At 70.7% G+C, this 24,186-nt stretch carries 20 protein-coding genes and 1 tRNA gene; 10 read left to right on the forward strand and 11 right to left on the reverse strand.

The window, feature by feature from the left end; genetic code table 11:
* A partial coding sequence (locus tag VQ03_RS16550; protein ID WP_048451998.1) for a methyl-accepting chemotaxis protein occupies positions 1-565 on the forward strand: 565 nt, incomplete at its 5' end.
* Positions 566-617: 52 nt separating this feature from the next.
* On the opposite strand, the gene VQ03_RS16555 is transcribed toward VQ03_RS16550, so the two are convergent.
* Together VQ03_RS16555 and VQ03_RS16560 are read right to left on the reverse strand one after the other, a co-directional pair.
* Positions 618-1,682 carry an alpha/beta hydrolase gene (locus VQ03_RS16555; protein WP_048451999.1) on the reverse strand — a complete coding sequence of 355 codons (1,065 nt, stop codon included), beginning with the start codon at positions 1,680-1,682 and terminating at the stop codon, positions 618-620.
* A gap of 423 nt (positions 1,683-2,105) precedes the next feature.
* Positions 2,106-2,197, reverse strand: a tRNA-Ser gene (locus VQ03_RS16560).
* A gap of 138 nt (positions 2,198-2,335) precedes the next feature.
* Between VQ03_RS16560 and VQ03_RS16565 the strand changes: the two genes are divergently transcribed.
* The 5 genes from VQ03_RS16565 to VQ03_RS16585 all read left to right on the forward strand — a co-directional run bounded on the left by VQ03_RS16565 (position 2,336) and on the right by VQ03_RS16585 (position 5,535).
* Entirely contained in the window at positions 2,336-3,235 is a 900-nt protein-coding gene (locus VQ03_RS16565; RefSeq protein WP_048452000.1) for a polysaccharide deacetylase family protein, read from the forward strand.
* Between the two features lie 19 nt (positions 3,236-3,254).
* Positions 3,255-3,548: a hypothetical protein gene (locus tag VQ03_RS16570; RefSeq protein ID WP_048452001.1), complete on the forward strand. Its 294-nt coding sequence runs from the start codon at positions 3,255-3,257 to the stop codon at positions 3,546-3,548.
* Complete coding sequence (locus VQ03_RS16575; RefSeq protein ID WP_048452002.1) at positions 3,545-4,573, forward strand: CobW family GTP-binding protein; 1,029 nt, start codon at positions 3,545-3,547, stop codon at positions 4,571-4,573. The genes VQ03_RS16570 and VQ03_RS16575 overlap by 4 nt, the downstream gene beginning before the upstream one ends.
* A 50-nt stretch (positions 4,574-4,623) precedes the next feature.
* Complete coding sequence (locus tag VQ03_RS16580; protein WP_048452003.1) at positions 4,624-4,953, forward strand: hypothetical protein; 330 nt, start codon at positions 4,624-4,626, stop codon at positions 4,951-4,953.
* Positions 4,954-5,112: 159 nt separating this feature from the next.
* A complete protein-coding gene (locus VQ03_RS16585) occupies positions 5,113-5,535 on the forward strand; it encodes a thiol-disulfide oxidoreductase DCC family protein (protein WP_048452004.1) in 423 nt (140 codons plus the stop codon).
* Between the two features lie 273 nt (positions 5,536-5,808).
* Here VQ03_RS16585 and VQ03_RS16590 read toward each other — a convergent pair whose 3' ends face one another.
* Both VQ03_RS16590 and VQ03_RS16595 read right to left on the reverse strand, forming a co-directional pair.
* Positions 5,809-6,777 (reverse strand): alpha/beta hydrolase, encoded by a 969-nt coding sequence (locus VQ03_RS16590; RefSeq protein ID WP_048452005.1) that lies wholly within the window; start codon positions 6,775-6,777, stop codon positions 5,809-5,811.
* A gap of 88 nt (positions 6,778-6,865) precedes the next feature.
* On the reverse strand, positions 6,866-8,077 hold the full coding sequence (locus VQ03_RS16595; protein ID WP_048452006.1) for an acyl-CoA dehydrogenase family protein: 1,212 nt from the start codon (positions 8,075-8,077) through the stop codon (positions 6,866-6,868).
* Between the two features lie 389 nt (positions 8,078-8,466).
* Between VQ03_RS16595 and VQ03_RS16600 the strand changes: the two genes are divergently transcribed.
* Complete coding sequence (locus VQ03_RS16600) at positions 8,467-10,140, forward strand: methyl-accepting chemotaxis protein (RefSeq protein WP_053078614.1); 1,674 nt, start codon at positions 8,467-8,469, stop codon at positions 10,138-10,140.
* 139 nt (positions 10,141-10,279) lie between these two features.
* Here VQ03_RS16600 and VQ03_RS16605 read toward each other — a convergent pair whose 3' ends face one another.
* The 4 genes from VQ03_RS16605 to VQ03_RS16620 form a co-directional block, all read right to left on the reverse strand.
* Entirely contained in the window at positions 10,280-10,792 is a 513-nt protein-coding gene (locus VQ03_RS16605; RefSeq protein ID WP_048452007.1) for a hypothetical protein, read from the reverse strand.
* Complete coding sequence (locus VQ03_RS16610; protein WP_048452008.1) at positions 10,789-12,582, reverse strand: PQQ-dependent dehydrogenase, methanol/ethanol family; 1,794 nt, start codon at positions 12,580-12,582, stop codon at positions 10,789-10,791. The genes VQ03_RS16605 and VQ03_RS16610 overlap by 4 nt, the downstream gene beginning before the upstream one ends.
* 203 nt (positions 12,583-12,785) lie before the next feature.
* Positions 12,786-13,355 carry a QcrA and Rieske domain-containing protein gene (locus VQ03_RS16615; protein ID WP_048452009.1) on the reverse strand — a complete coding sequence of 190 codons (570 nt, stop codon included), beginning with the start codon at positions 13,353-13,355 and terminating at the stop codon, positions 12,786-12,788.
* A gap of 156 nt (positions 13,356-13,511) precedes the next feature.
* Positions 13,512-14,069, reverse strand: a complete 558-nt coding sequence (locus tag VQ03_RS16620; RefSeq protein ID WP_083468050.1) for an SCO family protein — start codon at positions 14,067-14,069, stop codon at positions 13,512-13,514.
* A gap of 296 nt (positions 14,070-14,365) precedes the next feature.
* Here VQ03_RS16620 and VQ03_RS16625 point away from each other — a divergent pair, with 296 nt between their 5' ends.
* Together VQ03_RS16625 and VQ03_RS16630 are read left to right on the forward strand one after the other, a co-directional pair.
* Positions 14,366-14,848 (forward strand): cupin domain-containing protein, encoded by a 483-nt coding sequence (locus tag VQ03_RS16625; RefSeq protein WP_053078617.1) that lies wholly within the window; start codon positions 14,366-14,368, stop codon positions 14,846-14,848.
* Positions 14,849-15,648: 800 nt separating this feature from the next.
* Positions 15,649-16,728, forward strand: coding sequence for a replication initiator protein A (locus VQ03_RS16630; protein WP_157064134.1), 1,080 nt, complete (start codon positions 15,649-15,651; stop codon positions 16,726-16,728).
* Positions 16,729-17,943: 1,215 nt separating this feature from the next.
* On the opposite strand, the gene hutU is transcribed toward VQ03_RS16630, so the two are convergent.
* The 3 genes from hutU to hutI form a co-directional block, all read right to left on the reverse strand.
* Positions 17,944-19,608 carry a urocanate hydratase gene (hutU, locus tag VQ03_RS16635; protein WP_048452011.1) on the reverse strand — a complete coding sequence of 555 codons (1,665 nt, stop codon included), beginning with the start codon at positions 19,606-19,608 and terminating at the stop codon, positions 17,944-17,946.
* A 251-nt stretch (positions 19,609-19,859) separates the two neighbouring features.
* A complete protein-coding gene (hutH, locus tag VQ03_RS16640; protein WP_048452012.1) occupies positions 19,860-21,395 on the reverse strand; it encodes a histidine ammonia-lyase in 1,536 nt (511 codons plus the stop codon).
* The gene (gene hutI, locus VQ03_RS16645) at positions 21,392-22,615 is read right to left on the reverse strand and encodes an imidazolonepropionase (RefSeq protein ID WP_048452013.1); all 1,224 of its coding nucleotides are present in this window, start codon (positions 22,613-22,615) and stop codon (positions 21,392-21,394) included. Before hutI ends, hutH begins: the two co-directional genes overlap by 4 nt.
* Before the next feature lie 108 nt (positions 22,616-22,723).
* On the opposite strand from hutI, the gene VQ03_RS16650 reads away from it, so the two are divergent.
* Entirely contained in the window at positions 22,724-24,082 is a 1,359-nt protein-coding gene (locus VQ03_RS16650) for a formimidoylglutamate deiminase (RefSeq protein ID WP_048452014.1), read from the forward strand.
* The last annotated feature ends 104 nt before the right edge of the window (positions 24,083-24,186 follow it).

Here is a 24,186-nt window from a genome sequence, read left to right on the forward strand (position 1 = left end):
GCGGGCGCGCGATGCCGGCGGCACGATGGCGGAGCTGTCCGCCGCCGCCGCCCGCATCGGCGACGTCGTCGGCCTCGTCTCGCAGATCGCCGGCCAGACCAACCTGCTGGCGCTCAACGCCACGATCGAGGCCGCCCGGGCGGGCGCGGCGGGACGCGGCTTCGCGGTGGTCGCCGCCGAGGTCAAGGAACTCGCCGGCCAGACCGCCAAGGCCACCGACGAGATCGGCCGCCACGTCGCGGCGATCCAGGCCACCAGCCAGGGAGCCGGGGATGCGATCGCCAGCGTCACCGCGCAGATCGAGGCGATGAGCCAGGTCGCGACCGGCATCGCCTCGGCGATCGAGGAGCAGGGCGCGATGACCCAGGAGATCGTGCGCCAGATGGCCGAGGCGACGGACGGCACCTCCGCGATGACGCGCGACATCGCCGAGGTCGCGACCGCGGCCGGCGCGGCGGGACGCGCGGCCTCCGAGGTGGCGCAGGCCTCCGACGACCTGTCGGACCAGTGCGCCCACCTGCGCCAGGAGGTCGACGGCTTCCTGGCGAGCGTCCGGGCCGCCTGACCGGTCCGGCCGAGGCCGACGGCGCCGGGAACGCCCGTCGGCCTCGGGTCCGTCACCGGCCCAGATGCCGGTTGAAGAACCAGGCGATCTCCTCGAACACCTTCCGGGTCTCGGGCGCGGTGTCGTCGCGGATGTAGTGGGCGTGCGACTGGCCCTCGCCGACCTGGAGATAGGCCTCGACGCCGGCATCCCGCAGCTTGCGGTGCACCCGGACGGTGTTCGAGAGCAGCAGGTCGCGGGTCCCGGTGGTCAGGATCGTCGGCGGGAAGCCGTGCATGTCGCCGTAGACCGGCGACAGCATCGGATCCTTCAGGTCGTGGCCGTTGGCGTAGACCTTCGCCCCGTCGTCGCAGAAGCCGTCGGGCGAGACCAGGACGTTGTCGAGCATCGCGTTGGTGACGAAGCTGTCGCCGACCTTGGTGGTGTCCGACATCGGGGTCCCGGGGGCGATCGCGGCAGGAAGCGGCAGCCCCTCCTGCTTGGCGCGCAGCACCATGGCGAGGGTCAGCGCGCCGCCCGCCGAGGTGCCGAAGATCGCCATGTTCTTCGGGTCGGCCATCTTGGTCGCCGCCCTCCACACCGTCATGGCGTCGTCGTGCGCCGCCGGATAGGTCGCCTCCGGCGGCATCCGGTAATCGACCGAGATGACCTTGAAGCGGCCGAACCCGGCCATGAAGATCGCTTCCGGCAGGCCGGCCTCGCCGGGATTGAGCACGTAGCAGCCGCCATGGACGTGGACGAGGAGGCGGTTGCGGTTCTCGGGCGGGATCTCCTCCGGGGTGAGGACGAAGGCCCGCACGCCGTCGATGGTGGTGCGCTCGACCTTGACCTTCAGGCGCTCGAGCATGCCGGGCACGAGCTTGCCGAGCGCGGCCGCGCCGGCCTCGGCGACGGGCTTCCACTCGGCGCCGGTCTTCGGATGGATGTTCCAGTTGGAGCGCAGAGGTGCGCCGATGATCGTCCCCATCTGCGGGCTGACATCGGTGGGCACCGGCACGCTCTTCGCCGGCACCTGGAGCGGCGGGGCCTCCTGCGCGGCCACGGTGCTGACGGCGACGAGACCCGCCAGGGCCCCGCCCCAGCCGAGGGCGCGGCGCGGATGAACGATCTTGGGCATTGCTCTCCTCCCGAGGCCGCCCGCACCCTCTCGCGTGGCGCTCGGCGGCTGGGAGAGCTTACCGCATTTTCCCGGGCGTCGGGCACCCGGTTCGCCGCGCGGCGGCACGGTCGGCACGCTGCCGGCGCATGCGTGGCCGTTGCCGGGTCGCAGGCCGGCTGCTCGGGTCGCCACGAGCCGGGTCAGGCGTCCCGGTCTTCCGCAATGCGAGTGGCTGGCGCTCGGCCGTCACTGGCGGAGCGGCTGCGAACCGATGACGTTTGAACCTGCGCGCCGTGCCACTCGAACGTGCGCGCTCCGCCACCTGGCGACGAATGTCGGCACTCAGAGTCCGAGCCTGGGCCAGGGTCCGGATTGTGACGGAGCAGGTGCCGCCCAGATCCTGCCGCTTGGCAGAAAGCTCAATCATTTTATGACTTAGAATGGCGGAGACGGAGGGATTCGAACCCTCGAAGCCCCTTTCGGGGCTTGCTCATTTAGCAAACGAGTGCCTTCAGCCGCTCGGCCACGTCTCCGGTGGCCAACGCTCTAGGGAATCGGCGGGGCGCGGTCAACCGGTTTCGTCGCGCTCGGGCGGCCCGCCGGGTCGCCGCCGCCGCTTGACCCCGGTGCGGCGCCGGTAGTCAGATGGCCCGGCAGGCGGGGAGGCCGGAATGGCAAAAGAGATCTTCGTGTCCTACGGCATCGATGTCGATGCGGTGGCGGGCTGGCTCGGCTCCTACGGTGGCGAGGACAGCCCCTGCGACATCTCCCGCGGCGTCTTCGCCGGCAAGGTCGGGGCGCCGCGGCTGCTGCGGATGTTTTCGCGATGGGGCATCCAGACGACGTGGTTCATCCCCGGCCACTCGATCGAGACCTTTCCCGAGGAGATGAAGGCCGTGGCCGCCGCCGGCCACGAGATCGGGATGCACGGCTACAGCCACGAGAACCCGATCGCGATGACGCCCGAGCAGGAGGAGGCGATCTTCGACAAGTGCGTCGGGCTGATCACCGACCTCGCCGGCAAGCCGCCGCGGGGCTACGTCGCGCCCTGGTGGGAGTTCGGGCCGAAGACCAACGAGCTCCTGCAGAAGAAGGGCATCCGCTACGACCACTCGCTGATGCACAACGACCACCACCCCTATTACGTGCGGGTGGGGGAATCCTGGACCAAGATCGATTACGCGCAGCACCCCTCGACCTGGATGCGGCCGTTCGAGCACGGCACCGAGACCCGGCTGATCGAGATCCCGGCCTCCTGGAACCTCGACGACCTGCCGCCGATGATGTTCGTCAAGGCGGCGCCCAACAGCCACGGCTTCGTCAATCCGCGCGACATCGAGCAGATGTGGCGCGACCAGTTCGACTGGGTCTACGCCAATTACGATTACGCCGTCTTCCCGATCACCATCCATCCGGACGTGTCGGGCAAGCCGCACGTGCTGCAGATGCACGAGCGCCTGTTCCAGCACTTCAAGGCCCATGACGGCGTGCGCTTCGTGACGATGGAGACGATCGCCGAGGATTTCGCGAAGCGCTTCCCGTTCGAGGGCACGGCGCGGCCGGAATCCTGACCCCGGGACTTCCGAATCGATGTGCGGCTTGTGCGGCGCCTTCGGGGCGCCCGACCATTGGAGCGACGGCGTGCGGAGCGGCCCGGCCCAGGCGGAGCGACGGGCGCGGGCCTCCGCCGCCAACCGGGTGCTCGGCCTCTACGGCCTGCGCCTCGCCGCCTGGGCCGACCGCTACACGCTGGCGGGCCGCACCGGGCGGAGCGCGGTGGTCGACCATCTGGGCGCCTTGTGGCCGGCGGCGGAGCGCCTCGCCGGGCGTCCCTGCGACCCCCTCGACCCGGCGGTGATCGCGGCGCTCGAGGCGAAAGCGTGACGCCGGTCACCCTGCTCACCGGCTTCCTCGGCGCCGGCAAGACCGCCCTGCTCGCCCGGCTGCTGCGCTGGCCGGCCCTGCGCGACACCGCCGTCTTGATCAACGAGTTCGGCGAGGTCGGGCTCGATCACCTGCTGGTCGAGCCGCTGCAGGGCGAGGTGGCGCTTCTGCGCGGGGGCTGCGTCTGCTGCAGCATCCGCGGCGACCTGAAGGCGGCGCTCATCGACCTGCACGACCGCCGCCGCCGCGGCCTGGTGCCGGATTTCCGCCGGGTGGTGGTCGAGACCACCGGCCTCGCCGATCCGGGCCCGGCCGTCGCCACCCTGGTGGCCGACCCGGTCCTGCGCCACGCCTTCACGGTGGGGGCCATCGTCACGGTGGTCGACGCGGTGAACGGCGCCCGCACCCTCGACAGCCACGAGGAGGCGGTGCGGCAGGCGGCCTGCGCCGACCGGCTGATCCTGTCGAAGACCGACCTCGCGGAGCCCGAGGCCACGGCCGCCCTGCGGTCGCGGCTCGCTTCCCTCAATCCCGTCGCGCCGGTCACCGACCTCACCCTCGACGACGAACCGGAGGCCGCCCTCCTCACCGACGACCCGGCGGGGTCGGCAAGCACCCGGCGCTGGCTCTGCGCCGAGGTCCCGGCGGCGGCGCACGGCCCGGTCGGGGCGGTGATGATCGAGAGCGGACCGGTGGACTGGACCCGGTTCGGGCTCTGGCTCGGCATGCTGCTCAACCGGCACGGCACGCGGATCCTGCGCCTCAAGGGCCTGGTGGCGGTCGAGGGTGTCGAGACGCCGGTGGTGGTCCAGGGCGTGCAGCACCTCGTCCACCCGCCCCTTCACCTTCCCGCCTGGCCCGACGGCGTCTCCCGCACCCGCCTGGTGCTGATCGGCCACGACTTCGACGGCGACCTCCTCCGCCGCTCCTACGGCGCCTTCACGGGCGCGAGGGCCGTCACGGGTGCGCGGGCCGCCGTCCCGGAGATGCGCACCGTCCCGGAGCGGGCGGCAGCCGATCGTTAACCCTGCGGGTCCTACATCTCCGCTCTGTCCGGCAGACGGGAGGGTGAGGCGTGAACGCACTGGTGCCGAAGGAACTCGCCGCGAAGCTGAGCGCCCTGCCGCGCCGCCCCTGCGCGCTGGGCGAGGCCGGGCACGAGCCGCACAAGCCGGTCTTCGCCGAGATCCTCGACCGGTCCGGCCACGGCACCGGCCATTTCGTGCGCCTGCCGCAGAGCATGGTGGAGATGATCACCCGCGAGGCCCGCGGCCCGGAGCCTCTGCGCGAGCGCGAGCCCGAGCCCGAGCCCGTCCCCGAACCCGAAGCCGAACCGGCCGCGAAACCCCGCCGGAAGCCCGCCGCCAAGCCCGCCGCCAAGCGCGGCCCCCGCACGGCCGATTGACCCCGCGCGGGATACCGGGCAGCGGATCCAGGCCCTGTCGCCCGGTCCCGCGATGAAGACCGTCGGGATGGAGAGGGGCCGACATGCCGCCCGTCCCCGGGGGCAACCGGCGGTGAGGCGCGCTTCTCGTGAGCCGGGGAGTTCGGCTACGATCGTTGCATGACGACGGCCCGCACGGCGACGGCTTACCCCGGTCCCATCATCCTGTTCGATGCCGAATGCGTGCTGTGCTCGGCCCATGCCCGGTTCGTGCTCGAGAGAGATCGCGACGCGACGTTCCGCCTCGCGTCCATGCAGAGCGACATCGGTCAGTCCCTCTACCGGCGACACGGCATGGACCCGGAGGATCCGGCGAGCCTGCTCGTCGTGGAGGGCGACCGGATGCGCCGGGACAGCGATGCCATCCTGGCCATCTACGAGACGCTGGGACTTCCCTGGAGCCTGGCCCGGATCGTCCGGATCGTCCCGGCCGCCTGGCGCGACCCCGTCTACCGCCTCATCGCGCGGAACCGCTATCGCCTGTTCGGGCGGCGGGAGAGATGCTGGATCGCACCCGAGCGGTACCGGGACCGTATCCTGTAACGGGGAACGGCCCCGATGCCTTCATATCGGGGGTCGAAAGAAAACGACCTTCGGTTCCGTTCTCGAATTTCCGCCAAGCCTTTGGCTTGAAATCGAAAATCCGATTTGGTTCAACGGCCTCGTCGATCTCGGGCTTGCCCGGGATCGACGTTGATGCGTCAGCATCCTAGGCCGTTGGTATCACATGTCACCGGCGCGGCGCAGATCCCGCCCCTCTCCTCGAACAGCCCTGAGACAGAGGAAAGAGAGGCGAGGCTCGCGCACAGCGCCCCCTTACCGCCCGCCCTCCGGCCCGCTCAGGCTCCAGCGCTCCAGAAGCGCGTCGGCCACGAAGCCCAGCACCGTCGCGGAGGTCCGCACGAGGCGGCTCATGGTCAGGATGCCGTGGGTCTGGTCGGAGAGGTGCAGGGCGGTGACCGGCACGCCCTCGCGTTCGAGGCGGTGGGCGTAGAGGCGCGCCTCCTCGCAGAGCGGGTCGTGGCCGCAGGTCAGCACCAGGGCCGGCGCCGTGCCGGCGAGGCTGGCCGCGCGGGCCGGTGAGGCGCGCCAGTCGGTGCGGTCGTGGGGCTCGGGCGCGTAATGGCCGACGAAGTAGCGCATCGTGCCGGCCGTCAGGGGTTGGCCCTCGGTGATGCGCTCGAAGCCCTCGCTGGTCAGGCCGAGATCGAGAGACGGGTAGAGCAGCACCTGCATCGCCGTCTGCGGCAGGGTGCCGTCGCGGCCCATCAGCGCCAGCACCGCCGCGAGGTTGCCGCCGGCGCTGTCGCCGCCGACCGCGAGTCGCGCCGGATCGACGCTCAAGCCCTCCGCCTGCGCGGCCACGAAGGCGAGGGCCGCCGCCGCGTCCTCGACCGCCGCCGGGAAGGGATGCTCGGGCGCGAGGCGGTAATCGACCGAGATCACGCAGGCCCGCGTCAGGTTGGCGAGCCGCCGGCAGATCCAGTCGTGCGACTCGATGTTGCCGAGCACCCAGCCGCCGCCGTGCAGGAAGAGGAGGCAGGGCAGGGCCGCCTCCGGCGCCGTGCCCTCGCCGCGGTAGAGCCGCAGCGGCACCGGCCCGGCGGGGGAGGGCGCCGCGAGGTCGCGGATCTGCGCCACCGGGTCCGGCGGCGGCTGCAGGGCCCGGCGCCCGGCCAGGTAGCTGCGCCGCGCCGCTTCGGGCGGCAACGCCTCGAGGGGCTGCGCGTTGGCGGCGCGCAGCATCGCCAGCAGGGCCTGGACGTCGGGATGGAGGGCGGGCATGGGCGGCTCGAACTGGATTCGGGGGCGGAGAGCTTTAGCAGGTCCCCGCCCGGATGGTCCTCAGACCTCGGAGCTCGGATCCTGGGCGTCACGCCTCGGCGGTCGGCCAGGCGAAGAAGCCGCGGCCTTCCGATTCGAGGTGGCGGTTCAGCACCATGCGGTGGACCTCGTCGGCCCCGTCGACCAGGCGGGCCTGGCGGGCGTAGCGGTAGATCCATTCCAGCACCGTGTCCTTGGAATAGCCGCGGGCGCCGTTGATCTGGATGCCGATATCCGCCGCCCGGTGCAGGGTGTTGGCGACGTGGACCTTCGCCATCGACACCTCCTTGCGGGCGAAGCGGCCCTGGTCGAGCTCCCAGGCGGCGCGCATCACCAGGAGGCGGCCGATCTCGATATCCATGGCGAGCCCGCCGAGCATCAGCTGCACGCTCTCGCGGTCGGCGAGCCGCACGCCGAAGCCCTCGCGCTTCGCCGCATATTCCTGGGCGATCTCGACGCAGCGGCCGGCGAGGCCGAGCCAGCGCATGCAATGGGTGAGGCGGGCGGGGCCGAGGCGGACCTGCGTCACCTTCAGGCCCTTGCCCTCGCCGCCGAGCACGTCCTCGGGCTTGATGGTCAGGCCGTCGAAGGCCAGCTCGCAATGGCCGCCATGCTCCTCCGGCCCCATGATCGGGATGCGGCGGACGATCTCCCAGCCCGGCTGGTCGCGGTGGAACAGGAAGGCGGTGAGCCCGTAGCGCGGATCGTCCGAGGTGCGGGCGATCAGGATGAAGTGGGCCGCGTCCTCGGCGCCGGTGATGTACCATTTGCGGCCGGTGATCCGCCACGAGCCGTCCGGCTGGCGCTCGGCGCGGGTGCGGATCATCGACGGGTCGGAGCCGCCGCCGGGATGCGGCTCGGTCATCGCGAAGGCCGAGCGCACCTTCCCTGAGACGATCGGCTCGAGCCAGCGCGCCTTCTGCTCAGGCGTGCCGAGCGCCTCCAGCACCATCATGTTGCCGTCGTCGGGAGCGGCGGAATTGAACACGACGGGCCCGAAGATCGAGCGGTTCATCTCGGTGTAGCAGGCCGCCATCCCGACCTTGTTCAGCCCCTGGCCGCCGGTCTCGGGCTTGAGCTGGAGGCACCACAGGCCGGCCGCCTTCGCCTTGGCGCGCAATGCCGCCAGGGCCTCCGGCCCGATATTCTCGTGCTCGTCCCAGGTGCTGCGGTCGGCCTCGACGGGCAGGATCTCGCTCTCGACGAAGGCCGCGATGCGGGCGCGGTACTCCTCGATGCGCGGGGAGAGCGTGAAGTCCATCGGTGATTCCTCCGGTATGGAACTATATTTCCCTACGCTTGCGCCGCCCGGAGGCCCGTGGTCAAGCGTCGCCTTTCCCGCAGGCCCGAAAGCTATTGTCGCCCTCCGTGTTACGGCCACGCCCTGAACGACGCGACAGGCCCCTCTCTCCCGGCCACCGCTTCGAGTGTGGGCGGTCTCGCGATGGAAATCGAATATCTGAGCCTTCGGGCGTTTCCGCTTCACGGACTTGATCTGCCGAATGACTTTCGCGCCCACCAAGTTGTAAGCCCCTGGAGCGCATGGAAATCACGAGATGCCCCAGTATCCAATCCTTTACCTAGGGTTAAATGATTCGCTTTATAATGATAAGAATTGCATTATAACCATCTGCGGGGCTTGTTCCAACCATGAAATCGATCCGCGCCCGCCTCCTGGCAGCCCTCACGGCATTGTTCGCCTCCATCGGATTGATGGTCGTGATCGGGTGGTATGCGTCGAGCGTCGCCCACCGTGACATGAACGAGATGTATCGCGACCGCGTCGTTCCGGTGCGCGACCTCAAGATCATCGCCGACATGTACGCGGTGAACATCGTCGACACGGCGCACAAGGTCCGCAACGGCAACAGCTCCTGGCAGGCTGGCCTCGCGTCCGTCCTGGAGGCGCAGTCGCGCATCGCGAAGACCTGGCAGGGCTACATGCTCACGACGATGAACGGCGGCGAGCGGCGCCTCGCTCAAGCCGCGCAGGGCACCATGGCGACCGCGAACGGGAGCGTCTCCGATCTCCTGGCGATCCTGCGGTCGGGCGACCACGTGGCGCTCGATGCGTTCGTCAAGACCCGCCTGTACCAGTCGATCGACCCCGTCAGCCACCACATCTCGAAGCTCGTCGACATCCAGATCGACGAGGCGAGCCAGCTCTACGACAGGTTCGCCGAGACCTACCGGCTGAACCGGCTGGTCGGCGCCGGCATTCTGGCGATCGGGCTCGCGGCGGTCGTGTTCGCCCTCGCCACGACGCTGCGCGGCGTTCTCGCCCCGCTCTCGGCGATCACCGCGACGATGCGGGAACTCGCGGCGGGCCACACCACCCGTGCCGTTCCGGGCCTCGGCCGGAGAGACGAGATCGGCTCCATGGCGGCCTCGGTTCAGGTGTTCAAGGAAAACCTGATCCGCTCGCGCCAGCTCGAGGAGGAGACCGTGCTCGCCCGCGCCTCGGCCGAGGAGCAGCGCCGGCTCACCATGCGCGAGATGGCCGACCGCTTCGAGGCCGCGATCGGCGGCGTGGTCGGCATCGTGTCGTCCTCGGCCACCCAGCTGCAGGCGACCGCCCGATCCATGACGGCGGCAGCGGCGCAGACCGCCGGTCAATCGACGGCCGCCGCGGCGGCCGCCGAGCAGGCGGCTGCCAACGTCGCCACGGTGTCGGTCGCCGCGGAGGAGCTCGGCGCCTCGATCCAGGAGATCGGCCGCCAGGTGCACAATTCGGCGAGCCTGGCGCAGGGCGCCGTCCGCGAGGCGGACCAGACGGCGCGCCTCGTCCAGGCGATGAGCACGGCGTCGAGCCGGATCGGCGATATGGTCGGCCTCATCTCGACCATCGCCGGTCAGACCAACCTGCTGGCGCTGAACGCCACCATCGAGGCGGCCCGGGCCGGCGAGGCGGGGCGCGGCTTCGCGGTCGTCGCGGCGGAAGTCAAGGAACTCGCCAACCAGACCGCCAGGGCGACCGATGAGATCGCCGGCCAGATCGGCGAGATCCGGGACGTCACCCTCCAGGCGGCGGCGGCCATCGGGGCGATCACCGATTGCATCCGGGAGATCGACGACGGCGCGACGGCCGTCGCCGCCGCGGTCGAGGAGCAGAGCGCGGCGACCCAGGAGATCGCCCGCAACGTCGTGCAGGCCGCGGCCGGCACCGGGGAGGTCACGGTCAACATCGCCGGCGTGGCGCATGCCTCCGGCGAAACCGGGGCGGCCGCCGCGCAGGTGCTTGCCTCCGCATCCGACCTGTCGCGCGAGTCGAAGCAGCTCTCGGCCGAGGTCGATCGCTTCCTCGCGACCGTGCGGGCCGCCTGAGGATCGGCCGGATCTCCGTTCTCTAAGGCTTCTGCGCCCCGCCGCCGACATGGTCGATGGCGGGGCATTCGACGCGAGCGACGTCCGGGCCTCTCATCTCCCCCGAGCGGGAGCCGCCGCGACATCGTTTCTTACCGGATCATTTGCCCCGCGGCGGCCCGGTCGGGACCAGGAGGGCGATGCGGTAGGTGCCGCCCTCGCGGCCGATCAGGAACACGCTGGTGGGGGCGGCATCGCCCTCCACCGGCGGCTCGTCGAACACCACCCGCAGCCGCTCCGTCACCGGCATGTTGGCCTTCAGAGTTCCGCGGGAGGTCGCCTCCGCCAGGCCGTCCCCCGGCATCGGCTCCAGGGCCGCCGCCTTGATCGGCCGGCCGAAGCCGGAGCGGATCTGGTAGAGCGTCAGGCGCTTCCTCTGCGCCCGGGTGCCGGTCCAGTTCACCAGCCGCTCGAAGGCGGCGATGTCGTGGTCGGTCATGGCCTTCGTCACGTAGGCGACGAGGGCGTCCGCTTGCGCGGGGAGGGGGCTTGTCGCCCCCTGCTGCGTTGCGCTCTCCGTCGCCGGCACGGGGCCTTGCGCCCGCGCCGCTCCGGGCGGGTTCGCCGCCGCGAGGGCGGCGGCGAACCCGAAAGCCGTCAGGCGTGGCCTCATCTGGCCGCCGCCTCCTCGCCCATGACCCGGAAGACCCAGATCACCCCGCCCTGCGGCAGGACGCTGACGCGGCGCTCCTCGGGGATCAGGGCGTTGATGCCGGTCAGCATGCGCTCGGCATCGACGCCCCAGCCGGCCTGGACCGCGACGTACTGGATCCCGTCGACCATGTAGCTCGACGGCACGCCGGTGACGCCGGAATTGAGCCTTGTCTCCCACAGCACCTTGCCGGTGGTGCCGTCGAGCGCCCGGAACTTCCGGTCGCTGGTGCCGCCGGCGAAGATCAGCCCGCTGCCGGTCGTCAGAAGCGGCCCCCAATTGGCCGAATCCTGGAAGTCGTGCTGCCAGGCCTTCTTGCCGGTCTTCGGATCCCAGGCCTGGATCGCCCCGATGGCGAAGGGCTTCGACTTGTCGACGCCGTCGCGCAGGCGCAGCGAGTTCAGCACCTCGTCGATCGGGATGCCGATATAGAGCTCACCGGGTTTCCGCGTGCCGGCCTGGGCGCCGGCCAGCTCCGAGCACAGGTTGTCGTTCGAGGGGATGTAGAACAGGCCGGTCTTCGGGTTGTAGGCCTCCGGCGGCCAGTCCTTGCCGCCCCACAGGCCGGGGCAGAAGGCGGCGCGCTTGTTGATGCCCGGGATCTTGGATTGGTCGTAGGACGGCCGGCCGGTCTTCGGGTCGAGGGACGAGAAGACGTTCTGGTAGACGAACGGTTTGCCGTCGACGAAGCTCAACGGCCCGTCCTTGCTGCGCTCCAGCGTCCAGAGATAGCCGTTGCGGCCGGCATGGATCGCGGCCGGAATCTTTTTGCCGTCGCGCTCGATGTCGATCAGCACCGGGGCCGAGACCTCGTCCCAGTCCCAGCCGTCGTTCCAGTGATACTGGTGATGGCCCTTGATCTTGCCGCTGTCGATGTCGAGGGCGACGACCGACGAGGTGTAGAGGTTGTCGCCCGGCCGCGCATCCGGCGTCCACGGGCCACCGTTGCCGGTGCCGAAATAGGCGAGGTTGGCCGCCGGGTCGTAGCTGCCCTGGATCCAGACCGAGCCGCCGCCGGTCTTCCAGGAATCGCCCTTCCAGGTCTCCGCCGCCGGGTCGCCGGGGCCGGCCACCGTGTAGGTCTTCCAGGCCTCGTTGCCGGTCTCGGCATCGAGCGCCGTGATGAAGCCGCGCACGCCGTACTCGCCGCCGGAGACGCCGACCACGACCTTGCCCTTCGCCACCAGCGGCGAGAGGGTCATGTAGTAGCCGTCCTGCCAGGGGGCGACGCATTTCTCCCACTTCACCTTGCCGGTCGTGGCGCCGAGCGCGACCACGCAGGAATCGGTGGTGGTCATGTAGACGCTGTCGCCGTAGAGGCCGACGCCGCGATTGGTCGGGTGGAGCTGCGAGAGTTCCGGCGGCAGCTCCTTCTGGTAGCGCCACAGGATCTCGCCGGTGCGGGCGTTGATCGCCATCACCTGGGCCTGCGGCGTGGTGACGAACATCACCCCGTTATTGACGATCGGTGGGGCCTGGTGGCCCTCGCTCACCCCGGTCGACAGGCTCCAGGCGGGGACGAGCTTGGTGACGTTCTTCGCGGTGATCTGGTCGAGGGGGGAATAGCCCCAGCTCTGGTAGTTGCCCCGGTATTGCAGCCAGTTCTCCGGCTCGGGATTGGCCAGCCGCTGGTCGGTGACCGGCTTGTAGTCGACCGGACCGGCCTGGACCGGCGCAGCGGCGAGCGCCAGGGCGACGGCACAGGGCGCGACCGCGGCGAGCCAGCCCCTGGCTCGAACGAGACGTGACATGCTGCTCTCCTCAACCAAGGGACCGGCGCGGGCCGGTCCGGCGTTTCCCAAACCCCGATAGGTTCGTTGCCCGGATCCGCGTCGTTGCTGCGCGGGTCTCGGTCCCTCGCAGGCAGCGCGGCAGCGCTGCCGTCCTTTTCTCGTCACGGACAGCGCGGCAGCGCTGCCGGTCTTCCCGCATGGCGGCGCGGCGCCGTCCCGCGTCAGGCGGGGCCCGGCCCCGGTTTGCCGATGAAGCCGCCGGCGACCATCAGCGTGCCGCCCTCGCCCTTGGCCAGCGGCAGCAGCGGCAGGCGCTTGCGCGCCGGCCCCTTGGCCACCCGGCCGCCCTCGGCGGGCAGGAACTCGGAATGGTGGCAGAAGCAGCTCAGGCGACGGCTCTCGTGGTTCCAGCCCGAGATCGTGCAGCCCTGGTGGGTGCAGATCGCCGAGAGCGCCAGGACACCCTCGACCGCGTGGGCGCGCTGGTCCTCGGAGATCTGGTCGGGCGCGACCCGCACCAGGATGATCTTGGCGAAGCGCGAGCCCTCGCGCTTGACGCCTCGCGGATCGACCGCCACCGCCTCGACGAGGGTCCCGCCGACCGGCAGGCCGTCGAGAGTGACGGGCTCGCCCGCCTTCGCCCCGTCGCCGATCACCAGGCGGTCGCCCTTCTGCGGCAGCGCATCCTCCGGACCCGCCCACGCGGCACCCCCCGCCGCGCAGCAGGCGACAGCCCCCATCACTACGCTGCGCCGGTCGACACCCTGCGCGCGCCGCACTCCTCCAGCCATCGTTCCTCCCGGTGGAATCGTTCTTACTTCTTATGATTTTCTATATGAGTAGACGAGCCGACGGTCGCGTCAACCCGCTTCGTGCGGGTTCACGGGTTCCTGATGTTGCGTCTGCTTGGTGCGACGCAGCGCGTGACTGTGCAATGCAGCGCCGCCTCAGCGCGACAGCGCGGCCCGCAGGATCCCGGCCAGCGCTTCCGGCGCGATCCCGCCGGGCAGACGCCCGAGCAGCATCCCCGACGGGCTGACGAGGAAGAGGTCGACGGGATGGTCGACGAGTCCGCCGTGGCGCCGGATCGGCGCGGCATAGGACGCGGCGAGTCCGTCGATGACCGCGACCGGGCCGGTCGCCGCCACGATGGCGGGGTGGAAGGTGTCGAGGTAGCGGGCGAGCACGCCCGGGCCGTCATGCTCCGGATCGGCGGCGACCAGCACCGGCGCCAGCCGGGCGAGCAGGGCCGGCGGCAGCGCGTCGAGGGCCTGCGTCACCGTCATCAGGGCGGTCGGGCAGAGGTCGGGGCAGCGCGTGTAGCCGAAATAGACCAGGCGCACCCGGCCGGCGAAGCGCGCCTCGTCGAGCGCCGCGCCGGTCTGGTCGACGAGCCCGCGCCCGGCCGGCCAGGTCAGGGGCCCGGCGGAGGCCGCGCCGGAGAGGAGCAAAGCCAGCGCCAGTCCCCGGCCGAGGTGCCGCAACCGTGACGAGACCGCACCCATCCTTGATCCTCGCGCCTCACCACGATGTAAGCGCGTCTTCACAGCATCGCCAACGGTGAGGGATACGTTATTCCCGCATCTCGCAGGCTTTTGACGGGCACCGGCGCACCGCACCGCCACCTATTGGATGATCGACAGCCCGCGCGACGATCCCTTAACCTTTCCTCGCTGGCCCCGCCACATCCCGGCACATTCGAGGATCCGGCGCCATCCTCCGTTAAGGATGAACGGTCTGTATGGCCTGATCAGGGAATGGGTTGCGGCGGCCGGCGACGATCGCTTCGGGGGAAGTCAGGATGATCATCAAGCAGCTCCTCACATCGTCCGGGCCGTTGCTGGCCTATCTGAGCGCCGTGCCGGTGCTGCGCCGGGCGTCCATCCTGCAACGGTTCGCGCCGCCCCCGCCCCTGCTCGACGGGCCGCTGCAGACGACCGTCGACTTCCCGGCGGTGCAGCCGCCGGCCGAACGCTACTCGGTGCCGCGCTCGTTCATCCTGTCGGGCGACCCGGTCCAGACCGTGACCTATATCTATACCAGTCCCGACAACCTGTTCGCCGCCGGCATCTGGACCTGCGAGATCGGCAAGTTCCGCATCGATTTCGGCCGGGCCGAGTTCATCCAGATCCTCGAAGGCGAGGTGATCGTGACCGATGCCGAGGGTTCCTCCCGGACCTACCGGGCCGGCGACGCCTTCGTGACGCCGAAAGGCTTCTCGGGCACCTGGGACGTGATCGCGCCGATCAAGAAGCACTTCACCTGGTACGGCTCGGGGGAGTGAGCGGCGTCCGTCCCGCCCGGGTCTGCCGGTGAGGCGCCCCGGCGGGACGAGGCCGCGAGAGCGCCTGTTTCGTGAATCCGACGAAGCGGCCAGCGCCCACGATCCTCAGGATCGATCCCTGACCCGGACGAGCAGAGGCCTCCGGCGCCGTGCCGGACGGAACCGGACGGCTGCGGAGATGCGTGAGCCAGCGCTCCGGCAGTGAGAGCCTGGGAGCCGGGTCGGCCCGCGGACGGATCAGGAACCCGAGGCAGCATGCCGCGCCGCGATCGACGTGCGGCAGGGTCGACAGGGCGGCCCTGATCCATCCCTCCCGTCCGGAGAACCGCATCCTCGGACCGCCAGGTCGACCAGTGCGCCCGGCCGAGAGCGTCCTGCTCCTCGATGTGGAACAGATCATCGGCGTCGTGTCCTTGCGGTTGAAGCGTGCCGGCTCCACCACCTCCGCTCCCTCTCGCCGTTCCGCGCATCGGTCGCGGGCCGAGCGCTCCGGTGCGATGCCGTCCGGGGCATCGTGGCATGCCGGGAGCGCGGCGGTTGTGGCGGCAAGGCTTCAGGGGATCCGCTCCGGATTCTGCGTTAACCGCGATTGAAGAGCATCGGGGACGAGATCCGAAAACCCTCTTCCGTCCACGATTTGGAAGCCGGGCCGGTCCTAGCCTCGTCGGCAGGATGGTCGTGGATCGCGAAGACGGCATGGCGGCAGAGGGCGACAGGGTGCGGCGCGCGGCGCTCTCGGCGGGGACCCGGTCCCCGGCCGCTGCCATGGGCATGGGCATGGGCATGGGACGGGCGTGACGATGAGCCATCGGCGCAACGACCAGATCGACATGGTGGTGCCCTTCGTGCACTTCCGCGACCAGCGGGAGACGATGGAGCGGCCCTTCTTCTCGATCGCCAAGCAGAAGCGCCTGAAGGAGATCGACTATACCAGCCCCGACGGCTCGGTCTGGGTGCGGGTGCTGCCGAACCAGGCCTACGGCATGGCGACGATCTGGGATGCCGACATCCTGATCTGGGCCGCCTCGACGATCTGCGAGATGAAGAAGCGCGGCCGCAACGACATCCCGCGCAAGCTCAACTTCATGCCCTACGACCTCCTGAAGGGCATCGGCCGCGAGACCGGCGGGCGGCAGTACAAGCTCCTGCGCGACGCGCTGTTTCGCCTGCAATCGACCTCGGTGCGCACCAACATCCGGGCCGAGAAGGCCAAGCGCAAGGAGCGCCAGTTCAGCTGGATCGACGCGTTCGACGACACGATCGACGAGGAGACGAATGCCAGCCGCGGCATGTCGATCACCCTGTCGGACTGGTTCTACGAGGGCGTGCTGATGGATGGCGGCGTGCTCGCCATCGACCCGGCCTATTTCGGCATCACCGGCGGACGCGAGCGCTGGCTCTACCGCATCGCCCGCAAGCATGCCGGCGGGGCCGGGGAGGGGGGCTTCGCCATCAGCCTGCCGACCCTGTTCGACAAGTCGGGGGCCGAGGGCACCTATCGCCGGTTCAAGTTCGAGATCGCCAAGATCGCCAAGGCGGACGAGCTGCCGGGCTTCGTCCTGCGGCTCGAGGAGAAGGAGCGCGGCGAGCCGCACCTGCGGATGATCCGGCGCGACCTCGTGACCGACGAGGGACCGGTCGCGCCTGCGCCCAAGCCGAAACGCACCCGCAAGCCGAAGGCGTCGGCGGAACTGCCGCTCTTCCGCCATCTGTCGGACGAGACGATCGCGCTCTGCCGCAAGGCCCATCCGGGCTGGGACGTGTACGGGCTGAAGACCGAGTTCGACCACTGGCTGGAAGGCGACCCGAACCGGGAGCCGAAGAACTACGAGAGCGCCTTCTTGGGCTTCGCCGAGCGCTTCGTGCGCGATGCCAACTGATCCACAGGCCCGCCCGTTCCCGATGTACGAGGGGAGCGAGGGCCGGGAAGGACGGCTCCGAGGGAAGATCCCCGGAATCCCTGTGAATGACTCGGGCGGAGTCGGCACTTCGGGAACGCCCGGAGGAGACGTCGGTACTTCGGGAACGGGGGCGTGCCATCGGGAACGCCGACACGGCACTTCGGGGACAGGGCGCGCGGTACAACGGGGACGAATCCTCGGTATATCGGGAACGGCCCACCCGCATTAAACATTTGGGCAGGTTCCAGGAATCACTGCCGCCCGAGCGCCTAAATCGATAAAGATTCCTGTAACACTCTAAGCGGTGCATTCTGGGGAAAAGCCGGACAGCGATCCGGGCGTCGAGTCGTGGACGACAATGGCGAGTCGAAGCGCGATCCCCACGGTACCCACAGGAGTCCACGGGACTCACCGGAACGAATCGGGCTGCACCGGCATCTGTCCAACCGGGTGGGGGAAGCTGGACTCGACTCGAGAAAGCTTTCCTGTGGGACTCTCCGGGGTGGAGGATCACGATCTCGACTCGTCAGACCTCGCATCGTACGAGCGGATTCAGGGTGGCGATGTGGCCGAGCGGCGATGCGTGAGGGTGGACACCCGGGGCTTCGCGCCATGGCGAACCGTTCGTGAAGTACGCCCGGACGGCGGGTGACGGGATGGAGGGACGATCCGGGACGGGGCGGAAGCCTGGCATGGGAGCGTGACCGTGCCGTCGCGGGCACGGATCATCGGTCGGGCAGAGAGATCGGGGAGATGGGACGAGCGCGGCGGCGCAGGGACGTACATCGGGGACAATGGGGACAAGCGGTCGATCGGAGACACGGTGGTGAACGGTGTCCCCACAATCCCGGACACAGCCACACTGGACAGGGCAGACGCGGGAAGGCGCTCCTGTCGGCGGGAGGCGTCGATCGAGGGTCAGGCCGGCTTCGCCCCGCCGCAGGCCCATCGCCGGGATCGTGCCTGTCGGATCGGGAGTTCCCGAAATACATCGGTTGGCATCGGGCCGGTTCGGCTGTGGCGCCGACACTCTTCTCCTGCCCGCGACATCAGGCAGGCAGCTTCCTCGAACCAGGTCTCGCCGACGACACCCTCCATTGTCATGCCGGGGCTCGTCGAAGACGAGCACCCGGGACGACGGCGCGAGGCTTTCGCCGAACAGGCGAGATCAGCAGCCGGTTGGATGTCGCATCCTCACCCGAGCGACGGCAGGTCCAGCCCGTGCTCCCGGGCACAGGCCACCGCCTCCTCGTAGCCGGCATCCGCGTGGCGCATCACGCCGGTGGCGGGGTCGTTCCACAGCACCCGCTCCAGGCGCCGGTCGGCGGCCTCGCTGCCGTCGCAGACGATCACCATGCCGGCATGCTGCGAGAAGCCCATCCCGACACCGCCGCCATGGTGGAGCGACACCCAGGTGGCGCCGGACGCGGTGTTGAGGAGGGCGTTCAGGAGCGGCCAGTCCGAGACCGCGTCGGAGCCGTCGCGCATGCCTTCCGTCTCGCGGTTCGGCGAGGCGACCGAGCCGGAATCGAGATGGTCGCGGCCGATGACGATCGGCGCCTTCAACTCGCCCTTGCGCACCATCTCGTTGAAGGCGAGGCCGAGGCGGTGACGATCGCCCAGGCCCACCCAGCAGATTCGCGCCGGCAGGCCCTGGAACCGGATCCTCTCCCGCGCCATGTCGAGCCAGCGGTGGAGATGGTGGTTGTCGGGCAGCAACTCCTTCACCTTGGCGTCGGTGCGGTAGATGTCCTCCGGGTCGCCCGAGAGGGCGCACCAGCGGAACGGCCCGACGCCGCGGCAGAAGAGCGGGCGGATATAGGCCGGCACGAAGCCCGGGAAGGCGAAGGCGTCCTCGACGCCCTCTTCCAGTGCCATCTGGCGGATGTTGTTGCCGTAATCGACCACCGGCACGCCGGCGCGGTGGAAATCGAGCATCGCCCGGACATGCACGGCCATCGAGCGCTTGGCCGCCGCGGCGACCGCGGCCGGATCGGTCTCGCGCTTCGCCTCCCATTCGGCCACCGTCCAGCCCGCCGGCAGGTAGCCGTTGACGGGATCGTGGGCCGAAGTCTGGTCGGTGACGCAATCGGGGCGCACGCCGCGGGCATAGAGCTCACCGAAGATCTCCGCGGCGTTGCCGAGCAGCGCGACCGAGCGCGGGGTCTTGGTGCGGCAGGATTCCTCGATGAGTTCGAGGGCGTGGTCGAGGTCGCGGGCCTGGACGTCGACGTAACCGGTGCGCAGGCGGAACTCGATGCGCGAGGCCTGCGCCTCGACCGCGAGGCAGGAGGCCCCCGCCATGGTGGCGGCCAGCGTCTGCGCGCCGCCCATGCCGCCGAGACCCGCGGTGAGAATCCAGCGGCCCGACAGGTCGCCGGCATAATGCTGGCGGCCCATCTCCACGAAGGTCTCGTAGGTGCCCTGGACGATGCCCTGGCTGCCGATATAGATCCAGGAGCCGGCCGTCATCTGGCCGTACATCATCAGGCCCTTGCGATCGAGCTCGTGGAAATGCTCCCAGGTCGCCCAGTGCGGCACCAGGTTCGAGTTGGCGATCAGCACCCGGGGAGCGTCGGCATGGGTGCGGAACACCCCGACCGGCTTGCCGGACTGGACCAGCAGGGTCTGGTCGTCGTCGAGGTCGCGCAGGGCCGCCACGATGCGGTCGAAGCTCGCCCAATCCCGCGCCGCCCGGCCGATGCCGCCATAGACCACCAGCTCGCCCGGCCGCTCGGCGACGTCGGGATCGAGGTTGTTCATCAGCATCCTGAGCGGCGCCTCGGTGAGCCAGCTCTTGGCCGTGAGGGTGGCGCCGTGGGGCGCGCGGACGATACGGGCGTTGTCGATGCGGGTCATGGAGAACCTCCGGGCGGAGCGCAGTGATCGGGTCGTTTCGAGTTCGACCGACAGAACCGACCTCCTCCACCGTCATCCCGGGGCCGCGTAGCCGAACCCGGGATCCATGACCGCCGACATCGAAAAAAGAAGCCGGACGAAGACAGCTTCGTCTTGGATCGTCAGCGGCTATGGATCCCGGGTTCTCGCCGTCGGCGAGCCCCGGGATGACGATGCGTGTGTCAATTCTGTCGAGTCATGAGGAGGGAGTTTCAGCCGAGAACCGGCAGCGGCATCTCACCGACTGCCGCGACCAGGCTGCCATCCCGCACCAGGGCGAGCGCCGCCGCGATGTCCGGATGGAAATGCCGGTCGTCGTCGAGAGGCGGCACCTCGGCCCGCAGCCGCGCCCGCACCGCCTCCAGGGCCGGGCTGGAGGTGAGCGGTGCGTGGAAGTCGCAGCCTTGGGCCGCGGCCAGGACCTCGATCGCCACCACCGCGGCGGCGTTCTCCGCCATCGGCAGCAGGCGGCGGGCGCCGTGGGCCGCCATCGAGACGTGGTCCTCCTGGTTGGCTGAGGTCGGGATCGAATCGACGCTCGCCGGCATCGCCCGCTGCTTGTTCTCGGAGACGAGGGCCGCGGCCGTCACCTGCGGGATCATGAAGCCGGAATTCAGCCCCGGCTTCGGCGTCAGGAAGGCCGGCAGGCCCGACAGGGCGGGATCGACCAGCATGGCGATGCGGCGCTCGGACAGGGAGCCGATCTCGCAGAGCGCCATGGCGATCATGTCGGCGGCGAAGGCCACCGGCTCGGCGTGGAAGTTGCCGCCGGACAGGGCCTCGTCGGTCTCGGGGAAGATGAGCGGGTTGTCGGAGACGCCGTTCGCCTCCGTGGCGAGGGTCTCGGCGGCCTGGCGCAGCAGGTCGAGGCAGGCGCCCATCACCTGCGGCTGGCAGCGCAGGCAATAGGGGTCCTGCACCCGCTCGTCGCCGACGAGGTGCGAGGCCCGGATGGCGCTGCCGTCCATCAGCGCCCGCAAGGCGGCGGCGGTCTCGATCTGGCCGCGGTGGCGGCGCAACGCATGGATGCGCGGGTCGAACGGCGCGTCGGAGCCCCGTGCCGCGTCGGTCGCGAGCGCCCCGGCGACGAGGGCCGCGCGCAGCAGGGCCTCGGCCTCGAACAGGCCGGCCAGCGCGTTGGCGGTCGAGAACTGGGTGCCGTTGAGGAGCGCCAGCCCCTCCTTCGGCCCGAGGCAGGCCGGTGCGAGGCCGGCCGAAGCCAGGGCCTCGGCGGCGGGCAGGCGGCCTGCGGGGGTGAAGGCCTCGCCGACCCCGATCATCACCGCGGCCATGTGGGCGAGCGGCGCGAGGTCGCCCGACGCCCCGACCGAGCCCTGGCACGGCACCACCGGGATCACGTCGCGGGCGAGCATCGCCCCGAGGAGGGCGAGGGTCTCGGGCTGCACGCCCGAGGCGCCCTGCGCCAGGCTCGCGAGCTTGAGCGCCAGCATCAGCCGCACCACCGGCACCGGGCTCGGCTCGCCGACGCCGGCGGCGTGGGAGAGCACGATGTTGCGCTGGAGCGTCGCGAGGTCGGCGGCGTCGATCCGCACGCTCGCCAGTTTTCCGAAACCCGTGTTGATGCCGTAGACCGGCTCGCCCCGGGCGAGGATGCGGGCGATTGCCGCCGCGCTCTCGGCCACCGCCGCCGTGCAGGCCGGATCGAGGGCGGCGGGAGCGCCGCGATAGACCGCGCGCCAGGATCCGAGCGGCACCGCGCCCGGCACGAGGGTGATCGTCTCGGTCATCGTGTCCCCCGGATGCGGGCATGGAGCGGGTTGAAGCCCATGCGGTAGACGAGCTCGGCCGGCCGCTCGACCGACCACACCGCGAGGTCGGCGCGCTTGCCGGATTCGAGCGTGCCGACCTCGGAGGAGATGCCGAGGGCGCGGGCGGCCTCGCGGGTGGTGCCGGCCAGGCACTCGTCGACCGTGAGGCGGAACAGGGTGGCGGCCATGTTCATGGCGAGCAGCAGCGAGGTGAGCGGCGAGGTGCCGGGATTGGCGTCGGTGGCGACCGCCATCGGGACGCCGTATTGCCGGAACAGCCCGACCGGCGGCAGCTTGGTCTCGCGGATGAAGTAATAGGCGCCGGGCAGGAGCACCGCGACGGTGCCGCTCTTCGCCATGGCGGCGGCCCCGGCCTCGTCGGTATGCTCGAGGTGGTCGGCCGAGAGGGCGTGATGACGCGCCGCCAGGGCGGCGCCGCCGAGATTCGAGAGCTGGTCGGCATGGAGCTTCACCGGCAATCCGAGGGCGCGGGCCCGCCCGAACACCCGCTCCACCTGCTCGGGCGAGAAGGCGATGCCCTCGCAGAACGCATCGACCGCATCGACCAGGCCGTCCGTGGCGAGCGCCGGCAGCATCGAATCGGCCACCTCGGCGATGTAGGCGTCCTTGTCGCCCCCGGCCTCCGGCGGCAGGGCGTGGGCGCCGAGGAACGTGGTGCGGATGCCGACCGGGCGCAGCGCGCCGAGGCGCCGGGCGGCGCGGAGCGCCTTGCGCTCGCTCGGCAGGTCGAGGCCGTAGCCGGACTTCACCTCGACGGTGGTGACGCCCTCGGAGATCAGCGCGTCGAGCCGCGGCAGGGTCTGGCGCACGAGGTCGTCCTCGCTCGCCGCCCGCAGGGCGCCGACCGAGGAGACGATGCCGCCGCCGGCCCGCGCCACCTCCTCGTAGGAGGCCCCGGCGAGTCGCAGCTCGAATTCCTGCGCCCGGTCGCCGGCCCAGACGAGGTGGGTGTGGCAATCGATCAAGCCGGGAGTGATCCAGCGGCCCTCGCCGTCGATCGTCTCGGCGCCCGCCAGCGCCTCCCCCGGCAGGTCGGCCTCCGGCCCCGCATACAGGATGCGGCCGTCGCGGATCGCGAGCGCGCCATGCTCGACCGCGCCGATCCCCGGGAGACCGGGCGCGAGGGTGGCGAGCCGGACGTTGCGCCAGACCTGCGGCACGCCTTCTGTCCCGCTCATGCGCGTCTCCTCCCTGATTCGCCTATATGTATAGACATGAGAGATCCGCTTTGTATAGACATGCCTGACGGAGCGCGCGAGCGCCCGCCCCATGCAGGAGACGCGCCGATGACCGTGCTGCACGCTGCCCAGGCCCTCACGCCCACGGGCTGGCAGGCCGACGTCCGGTTCGGGGTCTCGGCGGGCCGGTTCTCGTCGGTCGAGGCCGCCTGCGCGCCGGAGCCGGGGGACATCCGGGTGGCGGTGCTGGTGCCGGGCCTGCCGAACCTGCACAGCCACGCCTTCCAGCGCGGCATGGCGGGGCTGGCCGAGCGGCGGGGCCCGTCCTCCGACACGTTCTGGACCTGGCGCGAGACGATGTACCGCTTCGCCCTGCGGATGAGCCCGGAGGAGGCCGAGGCCGTGGCGGCGCAGGCCTATGTCGAGATGCTCGAATCCGGCTTCACCCGGGTCGGCGAGTTCCACTACCTGCACCACGCCCCGGACGGGCGCCCCTACGGCCACGTCGCCGAGATGGCGGAGCGGATCGCCGCCGCCGCCGCCCTCACGGGCCTGCGCCTCTCCCTGCTGCCGGTGCTCTACCGCTGGTCGAATTTCGGCGGCGCGGCGCCGACGCAAGGCCAGCGCCGCTTCGTCAGCGACCTCGACCTGTTCGGGCGCCTGATCGAAGCCTCCCGCGCCGCCGTGGCGGATCTCCCCGGCGCGACCCTCGGCGTGGCGCCCCACAGCCTGCGGGCGGTGACGCCGGACGATCTGTCCGCCGCCATCGCCCTGGCGGAAGGCGGGCCGGTCCACATCCACGCCGCCGAGCAGGTGCGGGAGGTCGAGGACAGCCTGGCCTGGTCCGGCGCCCGGCCGGTGGAATGGCTCCTCGACCAGGCCGGGCTCGACCCGCGCTGGTGCCTGATCCACGCCACCCACATGAATCCGGACGAGACGGCGCGTTTCGCGGCGAGCGGCGCCGTCGCCGGCCTGTGCCCGGTGACGGAGGCGAGCCTCGGCGACGGCATCTTCCCGGGCCCCGGCTTCGCCGCCGCGGGCGGGCGCTACGGGGTCGGTACCGATTCGAACGTGCTGGTGGGGGCCGCCGACGAGCTGCGCCAGCTCGAATACGCCCAGCGTCTCGGCCAGCGTCAGCGCAACGTGCTGGCCGCTCCCGGCGCCTCGACCGGGCGCGCCCTGTTCGATGCGGCGCTCGCCGGCGGCACGCAGGCGCTCGCCGCGGAGGGGGGTGGGCTCAGGGCCGGGGCTCCGGCCGATTGCGTCGGCCTCGACGGGACGGATCCGGCGCTCCTCGAACGACGGGGCGATGCCCTCCTCGACGGCTGGATCTTCGCGGCCGGATCGCGGGCGGTGGATGCGGTGTGGGTGGCGGGCCGCCAGGTCGTCGCGGGCGGGCGGCACGTCGCGCGGGAGGCGGTGGGCGCGCGGTATGCCGGGGTGCTCAAGCGGTTGATGGCGGAGTGATCCGCCGTCGCCGATTTCGGCTCGCCCCGCTGTCCCGGATCGAGCCCGTCTCGCCTCTCCAGGCGATCCCGGTCCTGTCCGGGATCGCCGCAAGGTGGGGGGAT

The organism is Methylobacterium tarhaniae, from assembly GCF_001043955.1.
In the GTDB taxonomy this organism is placed as follows: Bacteria; Pseudomonadota; Alphaproteobacteria; order Rhizobiales; family Beijerinckiaceae; genus Methylobacterium; species Methylobacterium tarhaniae.